Source organism: Methylobacterium aquaticum, assembly GCF_001043915.1.
Taxonomy (GTDB): domain Bacteria; phylum Pseudomonadota; class Alphaproteobacteria; order Rhizobiales; family Beijerinckiaceae; genus Methylobacterium; species Methylobacterium aquaticum.
In genome coordinates this window covers 22,342-38,379 of the sequence record NZ_LABX01000006.1, presented here as the reverse complement: position 1 = coordinate 38,379, position 16,038 = coordinate 22,342, and the positions used below count along the sequence as shown (strand labels likewise).

General features: G+C 65.4%; 11 protein-coding genes and 3 pseudogenes. 5 read left to right on the top strand and 9 right to left on the bottom strand.

Annotated elements, in window-relative coordinates:
• The first annotated feature begins 187 nt into the window (after positions 1-187).
• Together VP06_RS34035 and VP06_RS00805 are read left to right on the top strand one after the other, a co-directional pair.
• Positions 188-1,151: pseudogene (locus VP06_RS34035) on the top strand (IS481 family transposase).
• 59 nt (positions 1,152-1,210) lie between these two features.
• Positions 1,211-2,083, top strand: a complete 873-nt coding sequence (locus tag VP06_RS00805) for a PhzF family phenazine biosynthesis protein (protein WP_048461924.1) — start codon at positions 1,211-1,213, stop codon at positions 2,081-2,083.
• Positions 2,084-2,115: 32 nt separating this feature from the next.
• Here VP06_RS00805 and VP06_RS00800 read toward each other — a convergent pair whose 3' ends face one another.
• Positions 2,116-2,559, bottom strand: coding sequence for a CorA family divalent cation transporter (locus VP06_RS00800; RefSeq protein ID WP_245290999.1), 444 nt, complete (start codon positions 2,557-2,559; stop codon positions 2,116-2,118).
• An 11-nt stretch (positions 2,560-2,570) separates the two neighbouring features.
• Here VP06_RS00800 and VP06_RS34235 point away from each other — a divergent pair.
• Positions 2,571-4,247 (top strand): annotated as a pseudogene (locus tag VP06_RS34235) (ISL3 family transposase).
• A gap of 331 nt (positions 4,248-4,578) precedes the next feature.
• Here VP06_RS34235 and fcl read toward each other — a convergent pair.
• The 3 genes and pseudogenes from fcl to VP06_RS38845 form a co-directional block, all read right to left on the bottom strand.
• Complete coding sequence (gene fcl, locus VP06_RS34225; protein ID WP_082167078.1) at positions 4,579-5,535, bottom strand: GDP-L-fucose synthase; 957 nt, start codon at positions 5,533-5,535, stop codon at positions 4,579-4,581.
• Positions 5,536-5,539: 4 nt separating this feature from the next.
• The gene (gmd, locus tag VP06_RS34220; protein WP_082167077.1) at positions 5,540-6,616 is read right to left on the bottom strand and encodes a GDP-mannose 4,6-dehydratase; all 1,077 of its coding nucleotides are present in this window, start codon (positions 6,614-6,616) and stop codon (positions 5,540-5,542) included.
• A 205-nt stretch (positions 6,617-6,821) separates the two neighbouring features.
• A pseudogene (locus tag VP06_RS38845) lies at positions 6,822-6,973 on the bottom strand (IS481 family transposase); the annotation flags it as partial.
• A gap of 268 nt (positions 6,974-7,241) precedes the next feature.
• On the opposite strand from VP06_RS38845, the gene VP06_RS00785 reads away from it, so the two are divergent.
• Positions 7,242-7,433, top strand: a complete 192-nt coding sequence (locus tag VP06_RS00785) for a ribbon-helix-helix domain-containing protein (protein ID WP_048461921.1) — start codon at positions 7,242-7,244, stop codon at positions 7,431-7,433.
• On the top strand, positions 7,433-9,940 hold the full coding sequence (locus VP06_RS00780; protein WP_048461920.1) for a PAS domain-containing protein: 2,508 nt from the start codon (positions 7,433-7,435) through the stop codon (positions 9,938-9,940). The genes VP06_RS00785 and VP06_RS00780 overlap by 1 nt, the downstream gene beginning before the upstream one ends.
• A 208-nt stretch (positions 9,941-10,148) precedes the next feature.
• Here the strand turns inward: VP06_RS00780 and VP06_RS00775 are convergent, their stop codons facing one another.
• From VP06_RS00775 to VP06_RS00760, 5 genes are all read right to left on the bottom strand, one after another.
• The gene (locus tag VP06_RS00775; RefSeq protein ID WP_048461919.1) at positions 10,149-10,487 is read right to left on the bottom strand and encodes an MATE family efflux transporter; all 339 of its coding nucleotides are present in this window, start codon (positions 10,485-10,487) and stop codon (positions 10,149-10,151) included.
• A gap of 67 nt (positions 10,488-10,554) precedes the next feature.
• Positions 10,555-11,097: a TetR/AcrR family transcriptional regulator gene (locus tag VP06_RS00770; protein ID WP_048461918.1), complete on the bottom strand. Its 543-nt coding sequence runs from the start codon at positions 11,095-11,097 to the stop codon at positions 10,555-10,557.
• Positions 11,098-11,228: 131 nt separating this feature from the next.
• A complete protein-coding gene (locus VP06_RS35780) occupies positions 11,229-11,375 on the bottom strand; it encodes a hypothetical protein (RefSeq protein WP_156295386.1) in 147 nt (48 codons plus the stop codon).
• 292 nt (positions 11,376-11,667) lie between these two features.
• Positions 11,668-14,784: an efflux RND transporter permease subunit gene (locus VP06_RS00765; protein ID WP_048461917.1), complete on the bottom strand. Its 3,117-nt coding sequence runs from the start codon at positions 14,782-14,784 to the stop codon at positions 11,668-11,670.
• Positions 14,781-15,866: an efflux RND transporter periplasmic adaptor subunit gene (locus VP06_RS00760; RefSeq protein WP_048461916.1), complete on the bottom strand. Its 1,086-nt coding sequence runs from the start codon at positions 15,864-15,866 to the stop codon at positions 14,781-14,783. Before VP06_RS00760 ends, VP06_RS00765 begins: the two co-directional genes overlap by 4 nt.
• Between the last annotated feature and the right edge of the window lie 172 nt (positions 15,867-16,038).

Below are 16,038 nucleotides of genomic sequence, written 5' to 3'. Positions count from 1 at the left end.
CATGAACGGAAAACGCTCTAGAGCGCTTCACGATCGCGTTGCAATTGCGAAGCTTCTCTCGCTCTTTGATTTTGCCGCATTTTCTACGACGAACCGGCATCCACTTCGTCGGAAAATGTTCTAGGTGGGCAGTCCCGGAGTGTGATGGTGCATTATCGGCGCTGACGTGTCAGACGGAGGATGCACTATGGCAGGAGTTCTTCACGGCTGCGCCCGCACGACGCCGCGTATCCGAGCCGAGCTCCAAGCGTCGCAAGAAAGTAGCCGCGCCCTTGCTGCCCAGTGCGGACTGAACCCCAAGACAGTCGCGAAATGGCGCAAACGGACGGTGACGACGGATGCGCCAATGGGACCGAAGACGTCCAGAAGCACGGTCCTGACACCGGCCGAAGAAGCGATTGTGGTTGAGTTCCGGCGGCGGACATTGCTGCCACTCGACGATGTTCTGGGCTGCCTGCGTGACACGATCCCGAGGCTCAGTCGCTCCGCCCTGCATCGTTGTTTGCAACAGCAAAGCATCTCTCGTCTTCCGGCAGCCGAGACGGCTTAGACGCGCAAGCGGTTCAAGACTTACGAGATCGGCTACGTGCATATCGACAGCTGCGAGTTGCGCCATGCCCATGGCAAGCTGGTCATGTTCCTGGCGATCGACCGCGTCTCGAAGTTCACCTACGTCGAGTTCCACGAGAGTGCCGGCAAGATGGAACGGGGGCGTTCCTCCGGAACGTTGTGTCAACCTTTCCCTATATGATCCACACCGTTCTGACCGACAATGACATGGCCTTCGCTGATCTGCCGAAAAACAGGACAGGGCCGAGCCGGTGTTTTCTAGGTCCGCATATCTTCGATCGCGTCTGCATCGAGCATGGTATCGAGCATCGCCTGACCAAACCGTACCATCCTTGGACCAATGGTCAGGCTGAACGCATGAACCGGACGATCAAGGATGCGACCGTCAAGGTCTTCCACGACGATGACCTGCAGAGCTTGAAGGCGCACGTGCTGGCCTTCGTCACAGCTTACAACTTCGCCAAGCACCTCAAGGCGCTGCGCTGGAAAACCCCTTCCAAACCATCTGTCAGGCATGGACCAAAGATCCAGACCGGTCCAACATCGACCCGCACCACCTCACTCCGGGACCATACACCTAGAACGTGGTGTGCTAAATGCGCACGCGGTCTAGAAACCCGAGCGCCCGGAGGTTCGCGACATGGCCGAAATCGAGGTGGTCGACGTCTTCACCTACAAGGGCGGCGGCGGCAATCCCTGTCCCGTTGTGACAGACGCCGCGGGCATGGATGCGGACGAGATGCGGGACGTCGCGCAGCGGCACGGACACGAGAGCGGCTTCGTGCTGCCGGCCGAGGACGACGCCCACGACTTCAGGTTCCGCTTCTTCGTGCCCAATCACGAGATGGAGATGTGCGCCCACGCCACGGTCGGCGCCCTCTGGGTACTCGCCCGCCAAGGACGATTGCCGCGCGGCTCGGTACGGGTCGCAACCGCGAGCGGCACCGTGACCGGCTACGTGAAGGTGCGCGACGCAGGCTCCTGGGAGGTCGAGATCACCCAGCCTCCCGGCCGCGTGGTGCCCTTCACGCCAGCGCGGATGGACGAGGTTTGCACGGCTCTCGGCATCAACCGGGACGCGCTCGCCGACCTGCCGGCGCATAATGCCGCCACGTCGCGCGTGAAGACGCTGGTTCCGGTGCGCGACCCGGAGATCCTCAACGGCCTGGCTCCCGATCCGGCCTCCGTCGAGGCCGTGTGCACGCGGATCGGCTCGACGGGCCTCTACCCGTACGCGGTCGTTGACAGGGCGGCGCGCTTGTTTGAAGCGCGCCAGTTCCCGCGTTCGTCCGGCTACCCGGAAGACGCCGCGACCGGCATCGCCGCGGCGGCCCTGGCGTTCGTCTTGCTCCACGACGGGACGGTTCCCCCGGACGACGGCGTGATTCGTGTCCATCAAGGTCGCGCCATGGGTCGGCTGTCGGAGATCCGTGTCAGGATCGGCTTCGTGGGAAACCGGCCCGTCGGATGCCTGCTCGGCGGTGAGGTCGCCCCGGCCCACCTGAAAGCCTGACTTTGCGTGAGCGGAGGGGCGGCGCCAGTATATTATATCATGGCCCACGCGGTGCGTCGGAGTTCTAACCGGGTGGAGGTCGGATGCCGAGGGCGCGGATGATACCGTAGGTCGCCGCTGCCGACAGGAGGCTCAAGGCCGAGTACGAATAGGATTCCGCGCGGGTCCTCGGCGAAGGACAAGCCCTTCACGTTCATGCCGAACAGCCCGGTGATGAATGTCGGCGGCAGGAGCAGTGCCGAGAGGACCGAGAGCACGTAGAGTTGCTGGTTGCTCTCTTCCGCCACCCGGGCGGACACCTCCTCCTGCAGCAGCCGGGCGCGCTCGGCGAGGGCCGTGTCACGTCCCGGTCGAGGGCGTCCAGCCGCTGTGCGAGCCGTGCCGTGGGATTGCCCCGTTTCTGTGGTTCTTGCTCGTTTTACGTGGATGGCGGTGGATTGACTCGGGCCGCTGAAGGGTAGGCCTGCCCTCCCCATCGTGGATGGGCATGGATATCTCCCTCGCCATCCCCGAGTGCCGTGTCGCGCGGTTCGTAGAGCAGCACGAGGATCACCTCATCATCCCCGTGCGACTGGACGCAGCCAGCGGCCGATGTCCCGATTGCGGGCAGGCGAGCCGGTCCGTCCATAGCCGCTATCACCGCCAGCCCGCCGACCTGCCAGTGTCGGCATCGCAGACCAGGCTCTGCATCGAGGTGCGGCGGTTCTTCCGCTCCGCCAACTGCCTCAACCCAGCCTGCCGACGCCGGACCTTCGCCGAGGCGCCCATGACCCTCCTCGCACCGCGCGCCCGGCGCACGCGGCGGCTTGGCGAGGCGCAGGCCAGGGTCGGCCTCGCCTGTGGCGGTGCAGGCGGGGCGCGTCTCCTCACGCACCTCCACATGCCGGCAAGCCGCGCGACCGTGCTGCGGCTCGTCACCCGCATGCCGATGCCCGACGCGCCGGCTCCCATCCGGGTCGGCATCGACAACTGGGCAATCCGGAAGGGCCGCCGCTACGGCACGATCGTCGTCGACCTCGATCGTCACCGCGTCATCGATCTCCTCCCTGATCGCACGGCACCCACGGTGGCCGGCTGGCTCGAACGGCATCCCGGCGTCGAACTCGTCGCCCGGGATCGCTTGACGGAGTATGCCCGAGTTGCAAGCCTTGGCGCTCCCCAGGCATAGCAGATCGCCGATCGATGGCACCTGCTCACCACCATGCGGCAGGCCGTCGAACGCTGGCTCCACAGTGCCCATGCCCGGTTGCGGAACCTTCCACTCCTCCCTGGCTCGGCCGTTCGTCCCGCCAAGCGCGACCGCGCCTTTGCCCGCTCTACGACGGAGTTGGAAGCGGGGGCACAGAGCCGGATGCGATGGCAGGCTGTCTACGACGAGGTCCGCCGCCGGCACGCCGGCGGGGAGCCCCTGCTCGGGATCGCCCGTGCCCTGGGGCTGGCTCGTGCGACGGTGCGCAAGTATGCCAGCGCCGAAGCGTTCCCGGCGCGGCTGCCTCACGGTGCCGGCCCGAGCCTGCTTGATCCGCACGTCGCGTACTTGGCGGAGCGGATCGACGAGGGCTGCGAGACCGCGATGGCCCTGTGGCGCGAGATCCGGGAGCAGCGCTACCCGGGGACGAGCCGGCAGGTGCACCGCTTCGTCGCCGAGCGCCGGACGAGGCCGGTCCGATCAGGCCGCAAACCCCTCTGTGCGAGGGCCAGTGCATCGCAGCGGCCTGGCACGGAAGCTCCATTGCCGCCCGCACGGCAAATGGCGTGGTTGCTCGTCCAGCCACCCTCGGGGCTGGATGCGAGCGACGCAGCTGTGGTGAGATGCGTCGAGCAGGATGACCCCGCACGGACGGTCGCGGGTCTGGCTGGCCGCTTCACGGCCCTGGTGCGCGCCGCAGGGAAGGGCAAGACCGTCACCAATGATCAGGATGCAGACGCTGCAGCGGACATCGCCGCCTGGATCACGCAAGCACGGAGCTGCGACGCTCCTGCCATCGCGACGTTCGCCTCGGGATTGGAGACGGACATCGCTGCCGTCCGGGCTGCTCTCACGGAGCCCTGGAGCAGCGGCCAGGCCGAAGGCCAGATCAACCGTCTCAAGCTTATCAAGCGCCAGTGCTACGGACGGGCAGGCCTCGATCTCCCGAAGCGTCGCATGGTTCTGGCCTCATAATCCACGCAAAACGAGCAAGAACCACAGAAACGGGGCAATCCCAATATTGACTATGCTGGATCGCTCGACGGATCGCCGCAGTCGTTGTGGCACAGCCGTGGTGAACCTGGCCCATAGCGCATCCTTCTACTCGCGCGTGAAGAATGCACCATCAAACCCGGGGATCAAACATCTAGTACCCGATACACTCACTGCTCGAGGCAATGATCTCGCCTCGGAAGCTGACCCGTGACTACCGCCGCAAGACGCACCGCCGCCGTCATCGGCCGGTGCTTGAGAGAATATTCCAGCAAATCTCAAGGTTCTGCTGTCATCCCATCGAAGACGGGGCTTACCCATCATGATCGTTTGGTGCTTGCTGTGACTGGTCCAAATACCAGCGATACGTATGATTGATCCCCTGCTTGAGAGAAACGCGCGGCTCCCAACCGAGATGACGCAGTCGTTCTGACGACATCAGTTTGCGCGGTGTGCCGTCGGGTTTTGAGTGATCATGCACAATAGCTCCGCGGAAGCCGACAATGTCGGCAATCATATGTGCTAATTCGGATATTGCGATATCTTGATTGGTGCCGATGTTGATATGTTCCAATTCAGAGTAGTGATGAAGAACGTGGATGAGTGCGTCTGCGCAATCGTCTACGTGCATAAACTCGCGGCGCGGCGTGCCCGTCCCCCACACCGTCACATTTGGACTGCCATTTTGTTTTGCCTCATGTATTTTTCGAATTAGCGCCGGCATGACGTGACTGGTCTCAAGATCAAAATTATCGCACGGACCGTAGAGATTGGTCGGCATGGCAGATATAAAATCTCTCCCGTGCTGTATGCGATATGCTTGAGCCAGTTTAATGCCGGCAATCTTTGCAATTGCGTACCATTCATTTGTAGGCTCTAGCGAACCTGTCAACAATGCATCTTCGGTAATTGGCTGCGGTGCAAATTTAGGATAAATGCAGCTTGATCCAAGGAAAAGCAATTTTTGGACATTGTATTTATGAGATGCTTCCATGATATTGGATTGGATCATCAAATTATGATAGAGAAAATCAACTGGATATCGTGCATTGGCGGCAATGCCACCGACCTTCGCGGCCGCAATGATGACGACTTGGGGCTGCTCGTCGGCCACGAACCGGTGTGTCGCCTCCTGTGAAATCAAGTCGACCTGCGCTCTCTCCGCGGTCACGACCGTACACGCTTCCGAAGCCAGTCGCCGGATCAGGGCTGAGCCGACCATGCCACGATGGCCCGCAACCCAAACTTTTTTGCCTGTGAGGGAGAACATGCGATTATTCCGTGTTCCTGCGCTGATCTTTAAGAGCGAGAGCGATGTCCTCGCGCACCATTTCGGAGCATAGGTCGCGCCAGCTAGTCTTATGTTCCCAGCCTAATATCTTGCGTGCTTTGCTTGCATCTCCCATAAGAAGATCGACTTCCGTTGGACGAAAATATCGCGGATCAATTGATACGAGAACGCGACCTGATGCTGCATCGATCCCAATTTCATCGACACCAGATCCCTTCCATTCGATCGTTTTGTCAATTTCGGCAAATGCTTTCTCAGCAAATTCTCGAACCGACACAGTTTCTCCGGTTGCCAATACGTAATCATCGGGCGTCGAATGTTGGATTATGCGATACATTCCCTCAACGTAATCTCGAGCATGACCCCAGTCCCGTTTGGCGTCGAGATTGCCAAGATACAGACGATCTTGAATGCCGAGATGAATTGCCGCAACCGCGCGAGTTATTTTGCGCGTTACGAAGGTCTCGCCGCGCCGTGGGCTCTCGTGATTGAATAGGATGCCGTTAGATGCGTGTATCCCGTACGCTTCGCGATAATTCACCACGATCCAGTAGGCGTAGAGCTTTGCGGCTGCGTAGGGGCTGCGTGGGTAGAAGGGGGTAGTCTCGCTTTGAGGTGTTTCCTGGACTTTGCCGTATAATTCTGAAGTCGAAGCTTGATAAAAACGAGTCTTTTTGGTCAACCCGAGCAGGCGGATTGCTTCAAGTAGTCGCAGGGTACCAAGTGCATCGGCATTGGCGGTGTACTCAGGGGTCTCAAAACTAACATGTACGTGGCTCTGTGCGGCCAAGTTATAAATTTCGTCCGGCTGCACATTTTGAACAATACGGATCAGATTGGTCGCATCGGTCATGTCGCCATAGTGCAGAATGTAACGCTGGTCGCTTTCGTGCGGATCCTGATAGAGGTGTTCCACGCGGCCGGTGTTGAACGAAGACGAGCGTCGTTTGAGACCGTGGACGATGTAACCTTTATTCAGCAGAAGCTCGGAAAGATACGCACCGTCCTGCCCAGTGACACCGGTAATCAGCGCAATACGCCCTGAAAGTGGTACATTCATATGAATTTCTCCTCTACACGATCCATAAGCGCTCTATACGATCAAAAGATAGTTGAGTGTCATAGATTAATTTTTCCTATCTGCATTTATATAAATTCCTTGGCTTAAAATATAATTCATGATGTTCTTTTTTGTGTTGTATAGAGCCGAGAAAATGGGAGTATTTCATTTTCAAGAAAATCTCTTTTTGGATACTCGATGGTTGGCCCGGAGTTTGGTGGTGTGGTTCAGGAGTGAACCTGGACGGGTCGTCTGTCCAGGCTTTGCCGATGGCCTCGCAGGGTGTGAGGCCGGTAACGTCTTGAGCCGACGCGCAAAGTTGGTGGCTGCGACAAAGTCGGTGAGGTGCTGCCGGACGTTCTGTGCATGGTCCCGGCCTGTCGGAAGGACCCCAGGCCAGGATCGAAGATCAACTCGCGTGCGAGGTATCGGGGAGCGCCCAACGATACCCGACCGCGGGGTCGCGCTTCCGCGGGGCTCTCCCGAAGCTCCCGCCTAACCCGGCCGGAAAGCGATTGGCAGTCGCGGCCGGCCGACGTGCCGCGTCCCTCGCTGCCCCATGGTTTGCACAGAAAAGCGGGTCGCCACGTTTTGACAGCCCTTGGGTCATCTGTCACGGTTACCCATGTCGAACATCCCGACCCGCACCATCGCGCCGGCCCACGAGCTCGAAGGCTACATCAAGGCCAAGGTCGACAGTGGGCACGGCGCGAACGCCAGCGGGGTCGTGAGGGCGGGCCTGCGCCTCCTGATCGAGCGCGACCACAAGGCGCCGCGATCCCGCAGGGCCCCGTCCTGCAAGAAGGCGGACGCTTGATGAACACCCACGTCCCCGGTCCGTCCCTCCCGACCGAGATCCAGGCGGACGTGCTTGCGGTCGAGGGCATCGCGGCGGTTCCCTTGATCCTCGACGTGGTCTGCCGCACGACCGGGATGGGCTTCGCCGCCGTCGCCAGGGTGACCGAGGACCGCTGGGTCGCCTGCAGCGTGAGGGACGGGATCGGCTTCGGGCTGAGGCCCGGGGGCGAGCTCCCGCTCGCGACGACCATCTGCAACGAGATCCGCGGGAGCGGCACCGAGGTCGTGATCGACCACGTCGCCGAGGACCCGGCCTTCCGTTGCCATCCGACCCCGGCGCTTTACGGTTTCCAGAGCTACGCCTCGATGCCGATCCGCCTGCCGGACGGCAGCTTCTTCGGCACCCTCTGCGCCATCGACCCGCGGCCGGCCCGGGTCAGTGACCCCGGCGTCGTCGGCATGTTCCGGTCGTTCGCCGAGCTGATCGGGTTCCACGTCGACGCCCATCGCCGGCTCGCGGGCGGCGAAGCCCTCCGGCGCAGCGAGAGCTTCGTCAGGAGCATCCTGGCCGCCAGCCCGGACTGCGTGAAGGTTCTCTCCGCCGACGGCGTCCTCGCATACATGAGCGCCCACGGCGCCGTGCTCAACCAGATCGATTGCGTCCAGGACATCCTCGGTCGGGAGTATGCCTCCCTCTGGCCGGCCGACGAGCAGGCCAAGCTGCGCGACGCGGTCCGGCGGGCCGCCGCGGGCGAAACCGTCCGGATCGAGGGTTTGTGCCCGACCGCCAAGGGCGAGCCGCGATGGTGGGAGGTGAGCTTCGCCCCGTTCGTCTCCGAGGAGGGGGGCGGGACGAAGCTCGTCGCCATCTCGCGGGACATCACGGAGCGCTACCACGCCGAGGCCGACCGCCGGGCCGGAGCCGAGGCGCTGAGGTCCCTGAACGAGGACCTGGAACGGCAAGTCGCGGACCGCACCGCGGAGCTCAGGCTCTCGCGCGACATCATCGCGTCGAGCGCGGCGCCGATCTGCGCCTTCGACACGGATTATCGCGTCATCGCGTTCAACCAGGCGCATAGCGACGAGTTCTTCCGGATGTTCGCGCACCGGGTACGGATCGGAGAGGTCTTCCCCGACCTGCTTCCCCCGGACCAAGCCCCGGTCATGCGGGCGCTGATGACCCGGGCCCTGACGGGCGAGGTCTTCACCGTCACCGAGGAGTTCGGCGACCCGGACTTGGCCAAGCCTTGCTGGGAGGTCTCGTACTCCCCCCTGCGCGATCAGGACGGTCGCATTGTCGGCGCCTTCCACTACGCCAAGGACGTCTCGATGCGGCTGCAAGCCGAGGCCGAACTCGCCAGAACCCAGGAGGCCCTGCGGCAGTCGCAGAAGATGGAGGCCGTCGGCCAGCTGACCGGTGGCGTGGCGCACGACTTCAACAACCTGCTGACCATCATCCGCTCGTCCGTCGACTTCCTGCGGCGGCCGGAATTGCCCGAGGACCGTAAGCGGCGCTACCTCGACGCCGTCTCCGACACGGTCGACCGGGCGGCCAAGCTGACCGGGCAACTCCTCGCGTTCGCGCGTCGCCAGGCGCTGAAGCCCGAGGTGTTCGAGGTCGGCGAGCGGCTTCGCGCCGCCGCCGAGATGCTCGACACCGTGACGGGCGCGCGCATCCGCCTGGACGTGGAGCTTCCAGAGGATCCCTGCTTCGCCAAGGCCGACCTGAGCCAGTTCGAGACCGCCCTGGTCAACATGGCGGTCAACGCCCGGGATGCCATGGACGGAGAGGGTGTCCTGACCCTGCGCCTGACGCGCAGGGCCGGGCTTCCGCCGATCCGCGGCCATGCCGGCGCCGAGGGCGCCTTCGTGGCGGTCTCGCTCGGCGACACCGGCCGCGGCATCGCGCCCGACCAACTCGCACGCATCTTCGAGCCGTTCTTCACCACCAAGCCGGTGGGCAAGGGAACCGGGCTCGGCCTGAGCCAGGTCTTCGGGTTCGCCAAGCAGTCCGGCGGCGACGTCGACGTGGAGACCAGGCTCGGCCGGGGCACGACCTTCACCCTCTACCTGCCAGAGGTCGACGTGGTCCCGGACCGGCTACCGGGGCGCGCCGTCGAGCCGGATGCCGGGTCGCCCATGGGGACGGGGCAGTCGATCCTGGTCGTGGAGGACAACGTCGAGGTCGGGCGCTTCGCCACGCAGACCCTGGACGACCTCGGCTACCGCACCGCCCTGGCGGTCAACGCCGAGGACGCGCTCGACAAGCTCGGCGCCGACGGAGGCGGGTACGACGCCGTGTTCTCGGACGTGGTCATGCCCGGCATGGGTGGCGTCGCCCTCGCGAAGGAACTGCGCAACCGTTTCCCCGGCCTGCCGGTCCTGCTCGCCTCGGGGTACAGCCACGTACTGGCGCAGGACGGGGTGGAAGGCTTCGAGCTCCTGCACAAGCCGTACTCGGCCGAGCAGCTCGCGCGCATCCTGAGACACCTTACGACTAGGCGGCCCGTCGGCCCCGTCGGTTGACGCCGGGGTCGAGGGACGGACCGGATCGGCTCCCTCCACGGCGGTCCCACCGGTCTGCGCGCGTGGATGGCCCCGACGACGTCCCCCGGAGCGGCCCGCCGCGGTGCCGATCGGACCGCGGGGACCTGGGCAGGACCGTCTTTGCCGCCCGGAGATCATCGTCGGCACAGGGCAACCGTCATCGCCTCAGCAGATTTCGCCAAAGTGGTCACCGGTTCGGCGGCATAAATCTGCGATCAAATAAGAAACTAAGCGGACGAAGCGTTGGCCTGCCAACGCAAGTCTGCTTAGAACCCGCGGCCGGTGCGACCCCGAGCGCCAGAGCGAGCGCCACTGCGTGCCAGGCGAGAAGCCCGGCCTCCGCCTGCCGGCCGGGCCCGAGCGTGCGCGAAACGACCGGCTGGATGCCCCCGCCGATCCCGCCGGCGGAGACCATCTGGACGAGCATCGCCACCGGGAAGACGAGGGCCATCCCGGCCAGGGCATCGGTGCCGAGACCTGCGACGAGATCGGTCTCGATCAGGCCGATGGAGGTTTGGACCACCATGCAGGCGCGGCATGACGACCTCCCGATCCTTGCACAGAGTCGGGGGCGTTCACGTCGCCGGTGGACCTCATCCGGCGACAGAGGCGCGCGCCGCCTCGATCAGGTCGTTGGCAAGCGCCTCGTCGTCGACCGCCCGTGCGAGGACGACCGCTCCGACGAGGGTCGAGAGGTGTGCCAGGGAGCGCTGCCGACGGCGCTCCCTCGACATCCTGGGGATCAGGTCGGCGAGAAGCCCGGCGAGGTGCCGCACGCCGTGGGTGAATCGTGAGCGGACGGCACTGCCGGCCGGCTCCCGCGCAACGTCGTTGGCGAGGGCGGCGAGCGGGCAGCCCTTGCCGGGCGTCCGGACATGGTCGACGGACAGGTAGTTCGTGATCAGGACGTCGAGCGCCCCGCGATACTCCTCGGCGAGCGCCGCGTCGAACGCCTCGACCGCGAGGGCGTCCTTGCTGTCGAACTGCCCATAGAACCCGCCATGGGTGAGACCGGCGGCAGCCATGATGTCGGCGACGCCGACGCCATGGAGGCCCCGCTCGCGGAACAGGGCCGCGGCGACCTGCACCACCCGTTGACGATTGAGCTTGGCCTGTTCCTGCGAGACTCGGGGCATCCTCGTATCCTTCGACGCGTCTGGTCGCGATATATATGCCGAGCGTCATTCATGGAGAACGCCTGCGAAAGGCCGTGTCGCCGATCGACGCGCCGGGACGGCAGGGCTGGCGGCGCAGCCCCTGCCCTTGCTCACGTCCCCTTGCCCACTGCCTCCGGGACCGGGTCAGCGGCCACGCCCGCTCCATCGTCCTCCGTCTCCACCCGGAGCGCGAGGAGGCCGGCGAGTTCGAGGATCCCCCGAGGCACCAGCCGGTCGGACTGGTGCCTGTCCGTCACGGCCGGATCGACCTGCACGCGACCGGAAACCGTCGCGGCCTCGGCCATGACCGTGAAGCGGTAACGACCCCGGTGCCCGCGCCTGAGGACGACGTGAGGGACGCATCCCGCATCTCGGGCATCTCGTCGGGATGTCCCATTCCGCGCGATCCTGCGGGCGTGTCGTGGATGGCGGCGATCCGGGCCGCCCGACGATCGAATTCCCGGCGGGCCCGTGAGGGAGCGGGACCGGGCCCGCCGGGAGACCGCCCGCAACCTTCAGGGTTGCGGGCGATCCGCTGTGACGTCGTTCTCATGACGAGGCCGGCGCTCCGGCCTGCGCACCGGCCAGGCCGTGATGGGTCCGCGCGGCGGCTCCGTCCGGTCGGCGGACCCGGAACCACAGGGCGTAGAGGGCCGGCAGGAACAGCAGCGTCAGCAGGGTGCCGACGCCGACGCCGCCGATCAGCACGTAGGCCAGAGCCCCCCAGAACACCGAGTGGGTGAGCGGGATGAAGGCCAGCATCGCGGCCGCCGCCGTCAGGATGACGGGACGGGCCCGCCGCACGGTCGATTCGACGATCGCCTCGTAGTCCGACAGACCTGCCTCGCGGTCGTGATGGATCTGGTCCACCAGGATCAGGGTGTTGCGCATCAGGATCCCCGACAACGCGATCAACCCCAGGATCGCGTTGAAGCCGAAGGGCTGATGGAAGATCAGCAATGTCGGCGCAGCCCCCACCAGGCCGAGTGGGGCGGTGGCGAACACCATGAACATCGTGGTGAACGAGCGCACCTGGATCATGATGACGGTGAGGGTCACGATGAGCATCAGCGGGAACACCGCCACCAGCGACGTCATCGCCTTCGCGCTCTCCTCCACCGCCCCGGCATTGTCGATGCGGTAGCCGGGGGGCAGCTTCGCCTTGATCGGGTCGAGGAGCGGGGCGACCTGGGCATGGATGTCGGGCGGCTGCTTGCCGTCGACGATGTCGCCCTGGACGCGGATGTAGGTCTCGCGGTTGTACCGCTTGAGCACCGCGTCCTCGTTGCGGCTCTCCAGCCGTGCGACCTGGGACACCGGCACCTGGCGCCCGTCCTTCGTGGCGAGGGTCAGGTCGCCGATGTCGCCGAGCGACCGGCGTTCGGGGCCGGGGCTGCGCAGGAGCACGTCGACCGAGCGCAGGTTCTCGCGCATCTGGGTGGCCGGCGTGCCGTTGAGGTAGTTCTGCAACTGCTGACCGGCCTCCTTCGGCGTCAGGCCGATCAGCCGCAGGCGCTCCTGGTCGAGGACGAGGCGCAGGTTGGGGGTCTTGTTGCCCCAGTCGAGATGGACCATGCGCATGTCGGGGTTCGTGGCCATCGCCCCGGCCACCTCGGCGGCGATGCCCCGGATGACGTCGAGATCGGGCCCGACCACCCGGAAGGCGACGGGGAAGCGGACCGGGGGCCCGAACACGATCTGAAGCACCCGCACCCGTGCCTCGGGGAAGCGGCCCTCGTCGACGAGCCGGCGCACCTTGGCCCGAAGCGCGTCGCGGGCGTGCGAATCGGCGGTCTGGACGACGATCTGCGCGAAGGCGGGATCGGGCAGCTCGGGATCGAAGGAGAGCACGAAGCGCGGCATCCCCTGGCCGATGTAGCTCGTGATCTCGCGCGCCTCCGGCAGTGCGCGAACCGCCGCCTCGACCGTCTTCACCGTCGCCTCGGTGGTACTGAACGCCGACCCGGTCGGCAGCGTCACCTCGACGATGAGCTCGGCCCGCTCGGAATTCGGGAAGAACTGCTTCTCGACCTTGCCCATGCCGACCACGGCGCCCGCGAACAGCGCCACGGTGATGCCGGCCGCCAGCCACCTGTGGTCGACCGACAATCGCACGATCCGGCGCAGACGCTCGTAGTTCGTCGTGGCGTAGATCGCCTCGTGGCCGCCCTCGACGCGCTTGATGTCGGGCAGCAGCTTGACGCCGAGATAGGGCGTGAAGGTCACCGCGACGATCCACGAGATGATCAGCGAGAACGAGACCACCCAGAAGATGTTGCCGGCATACTCGCCCGCCGTGGAGGCGGCGAAGCCGACCGGCAGGAAACCCGCGATGGTGACCAGCGTCCCGGTGAGCATCGGCGCGGCGGTGGCGCTCCAGGCGTAGGTCGCCGCCGAGACCCGGTCGGCGCCTTCCTCCATGCGCACCACCATCATCTCGATGGCGATGATCGCGTCGTCGACGAGCAGCCCGAGCGAGATGATCAGGGCGCCCAGCGTGATGCGGTCGAAGTCGCGGCCCGTCACCATCATCACCACGAACACCGCCGACAGGGTGAGCGGCACGGCGAGCGCCACCACGATGCCGACCCGGAAGCCCAAAGCCACGAGGCTGACGACGATCACCACGCCCAGCGCGGTGAAGAACTTCACCATGAACTCGTGGATGGCGTCGTCGATGACCTTCGCCTGGTCTGTGATCTTGGTGAAGCTGATGCCGGTCGGCAGCTCACGATGGATTGCCGCCTCTTCGGTGTTCAGCGTCTCGCCGAGGGTCAGGCCGTTGAAGCCCGGCTTCATGACGAGGCCGAGCATCAGTGCCGGTTCGCCGTCGTTGCGGATCGCGAAGGTCTTGGGGTCCTCGTAGCCGCGCTTGACCTCGGCGATGTCGCCGAGCTTGAGGCTGCGGTCGCCGGCCGCCACCGGCAGCTCGCGGATCGCCTCAAGGCCATCGATGGCGCCGTCGAGCCGCAGGTAGACGCGCGGGCCGGTGGTCTCGACGAAGCCCGCCGGCGTGACGTCGTTCTGGTTGGCGAGGGCGGCCAGGAGCTGCTGGCCGTTGATGCCCAGCGTCGCGAGGCGCTGATAGGACATCTCGACGAAGATCTTCTGCGCCTGCTCGCCCAGGATGTTGATCTTCTCGACCCCGGGCAGCCGCAGCAGGCGCTGGCGCAGGTCCTCGGCGCGCATCACGAGGTGGCGGTGCGGCAGGCCCTTGGCCTGGAGCGCGTATAGGGCGAAGTAGACGTCGGAGAATTCGTCGTTGAACAGCGGTCCGAGCACACCGCGCGGCAGGCTGGAAGCCTGGTCGGAGAGCTTCTTGCGCGCCTGGTAGAACTCCGATTGCAGCCTGGCCGGCGGCATCGAGTCCTTGAAGAATACCTTCATCAGCATCAGGCCAGGGCGGACCGTGGTCTCGACGCGGTCGTAGTAGACGAGTTCCTGAAGGCGCTTCTCGAGCGGGTCGGCGACCTGACGCTGCATCTCGTCCGTGGTCGCCCCGGGCCAGGCGGCCGAGACGGCCATGGTCTTGACCGTGAAGGCGGGATCCTCGGCCCGCCCGAGCTTCTCGAAGGCGAAGAAGCCTGCGCCGGTGAGCGCGATGATGAGGAAGAGCGTGACGGCTCGCTCGCGGACGGCGAGCGCCGAGAGGTTGAAGCCGCTCATCGGGCCACTCCCGTCATGCTGGAGGAAGCCTGGCGCACCTCCTGCCCGGCCTTGAGCAGGTGGGCACCCAGTGCGACGATCCGCTCGCCGGGGGTCAAGCCTGAGACGATCTCCGCGCGCTCCTCGGACAGGCGGGCGACGATGACGGGCCGGGCCGTGACGGTTCGAGTGGCGGCGTCGAACCGCCAGACGGCAGAGCCGTTGCCGGAATCGAACAATGCCGCGAGCGGCACCTCGACGGACGGCGAGCGGCCGGCCTCCGGTTCCCTCAGCCGGAGGGTCACGGTGGCGCCCAAGGGCGCGCCCTCGCCGCCGCCCGACAGGATGTAGCGCGCCCGGTAGGTCCGCGTCGCGGGATCGGCGGTCGCGGACAATTCGCGCAGCCGCGCCGGATAGGTCGTCTCGCCCTCGGCGTAGAGCGTGGCAGAGGCCGCGCCGTTCGCGAGGCGCCGGCTCGCCTCGGGCAGGAAGACCTCCGCCTCGCGCGACCCATCCCGCGCCAGCCTGACGACGGTCTGACCCGCCGCGACCACCTGCCCGGGCTCGCTCGGCACCTCCATCACCACACCGTCGGCATCGGCCTGAAGCTCGGAGTAGCTCGCCTGGTTCTCGATCTGGCTCGCCTGGGCCTCAGCGGCGGCAAACTGGGCGACGGCCGCGTCCGCCGCGGCCTTGTTCTGGTCGTAGGTCTGCCGGGAGGTCCAGCCTTCGCCGACGAGCTTGCGGCTGCGCTCCTCGTCGGCCCTGGCCTTGACCATCTGGGCCCGGGCGGCCTCGACCGACGCGCGTGCGGCGTTCAGCGCGAGGGTGAAGTCGGTGCGGTCGAGCCGCATCAACGCCTGTCCGCGGCGCACGTGCTGGCCCGGATCGACGAGGCGCTCGAAGATCTTGCCACCGACGCGGAAGCCGAGATTGCTCTCCGTCCGGGCGCGGACGACTCCGGTGTAGCGCGCGACGCCGCCGGTGCTGGGGGCGACCTCGACGGTCTGGACCAAGGGCGGTTCCGGGGCCACCGCCGTCTCGGCCGGCGAGCACCCGGCCAGGGCCAGTCCGGCAAGCCCGAGCGCCCATCTCCTGTCCATGACCCTCTCCCGAGAACTGACCTTTTAAAATTATGATCGTAATTTATTATGGCGGTTGGTCGGCGTCAATGCCCTCGGGCTGACGGCGTGGCGGATCGCTTTGCCCGCGACCTGCACCTCGGTGCCTGCATTCTCCGCTACGACCCGACAATCGGGCATTATGAATGTCTTA

Excerpts from the sequence above, each read along its gene's own strand:
- VP06_RS00760 (WP_048461916.1), bottom strand. The coding sequence starts at position 15,866 with ATGGACAGGAGATGGGCGCTCGGGCTTGCCGGACTGGCCCTGGCCGGG.
- VP06_RS00805 (WP_048461924.1), top strand. The coding sequence starts at position 1,211 with ATGGCCGAAATCGAGGTGGTCGACGTCTTCACCTACAAGGGCGGCGGC.
- VP06_RS00770 (WP_048461918.1), bottom strand. The coding sequence starts at position 11,097 with ATGCCCCGAGTCTCGCAGGAACAGGCCAAGCTCAATCGTCAACGGGTG.
- VP06_RS00780 (WP_048461920.1), top strand. The coding sequence starts at position 7,433 with ATGAACACCCACGTCCCCGGTCCGTCCCTCCCGACCGAGATCCAGGCG.
- VP06_RS00800 (WP_245290999.1), bottom strand. The coding sequence starts at position 2,559 with ATGGGGAGGGCAGGCCTACCCTTCAGCGGCCCGAGTCAATCCACCGCC.
- gmd (WP_082167077.1), bottom strand. The coding sequence starts at position 6,616 with ATGAATGTACCACTTTCAGGGCGTATTGCGCTGATTACCGGTGTCACT.
- fcl (WP_082167078.1), bottom strand. The coding sequence starts at position 5,535 with ATGTTCTCCCTCACAGGCAAAAAAGTTTGGGTTGCGGGCCATCGTGGC.
- VP06_RS00785 (WP_048461921.1), top strand. The coding sequence starts at position 7,242 with ATGTCGAACATCCCGACCCGCACCATCGCGCCGGCCCACGAGCTCGAA.
- VP06_RS00775 (WP_048461919.1), bottom strand. The coding sequence starts at position 10,487 with ATGGTGGTCCAAACCTCCATCGGCCTGATCGAGACCGATCTCGTCGCA.
- VP06_RS00765 (WP_048461917.1), bottom strand. The coding sequence starts at position 14,784 with ATGAGCGGCTTCAACCTCTCGGCGCTCGCCGTCCGCGAGCGAGCCGTC.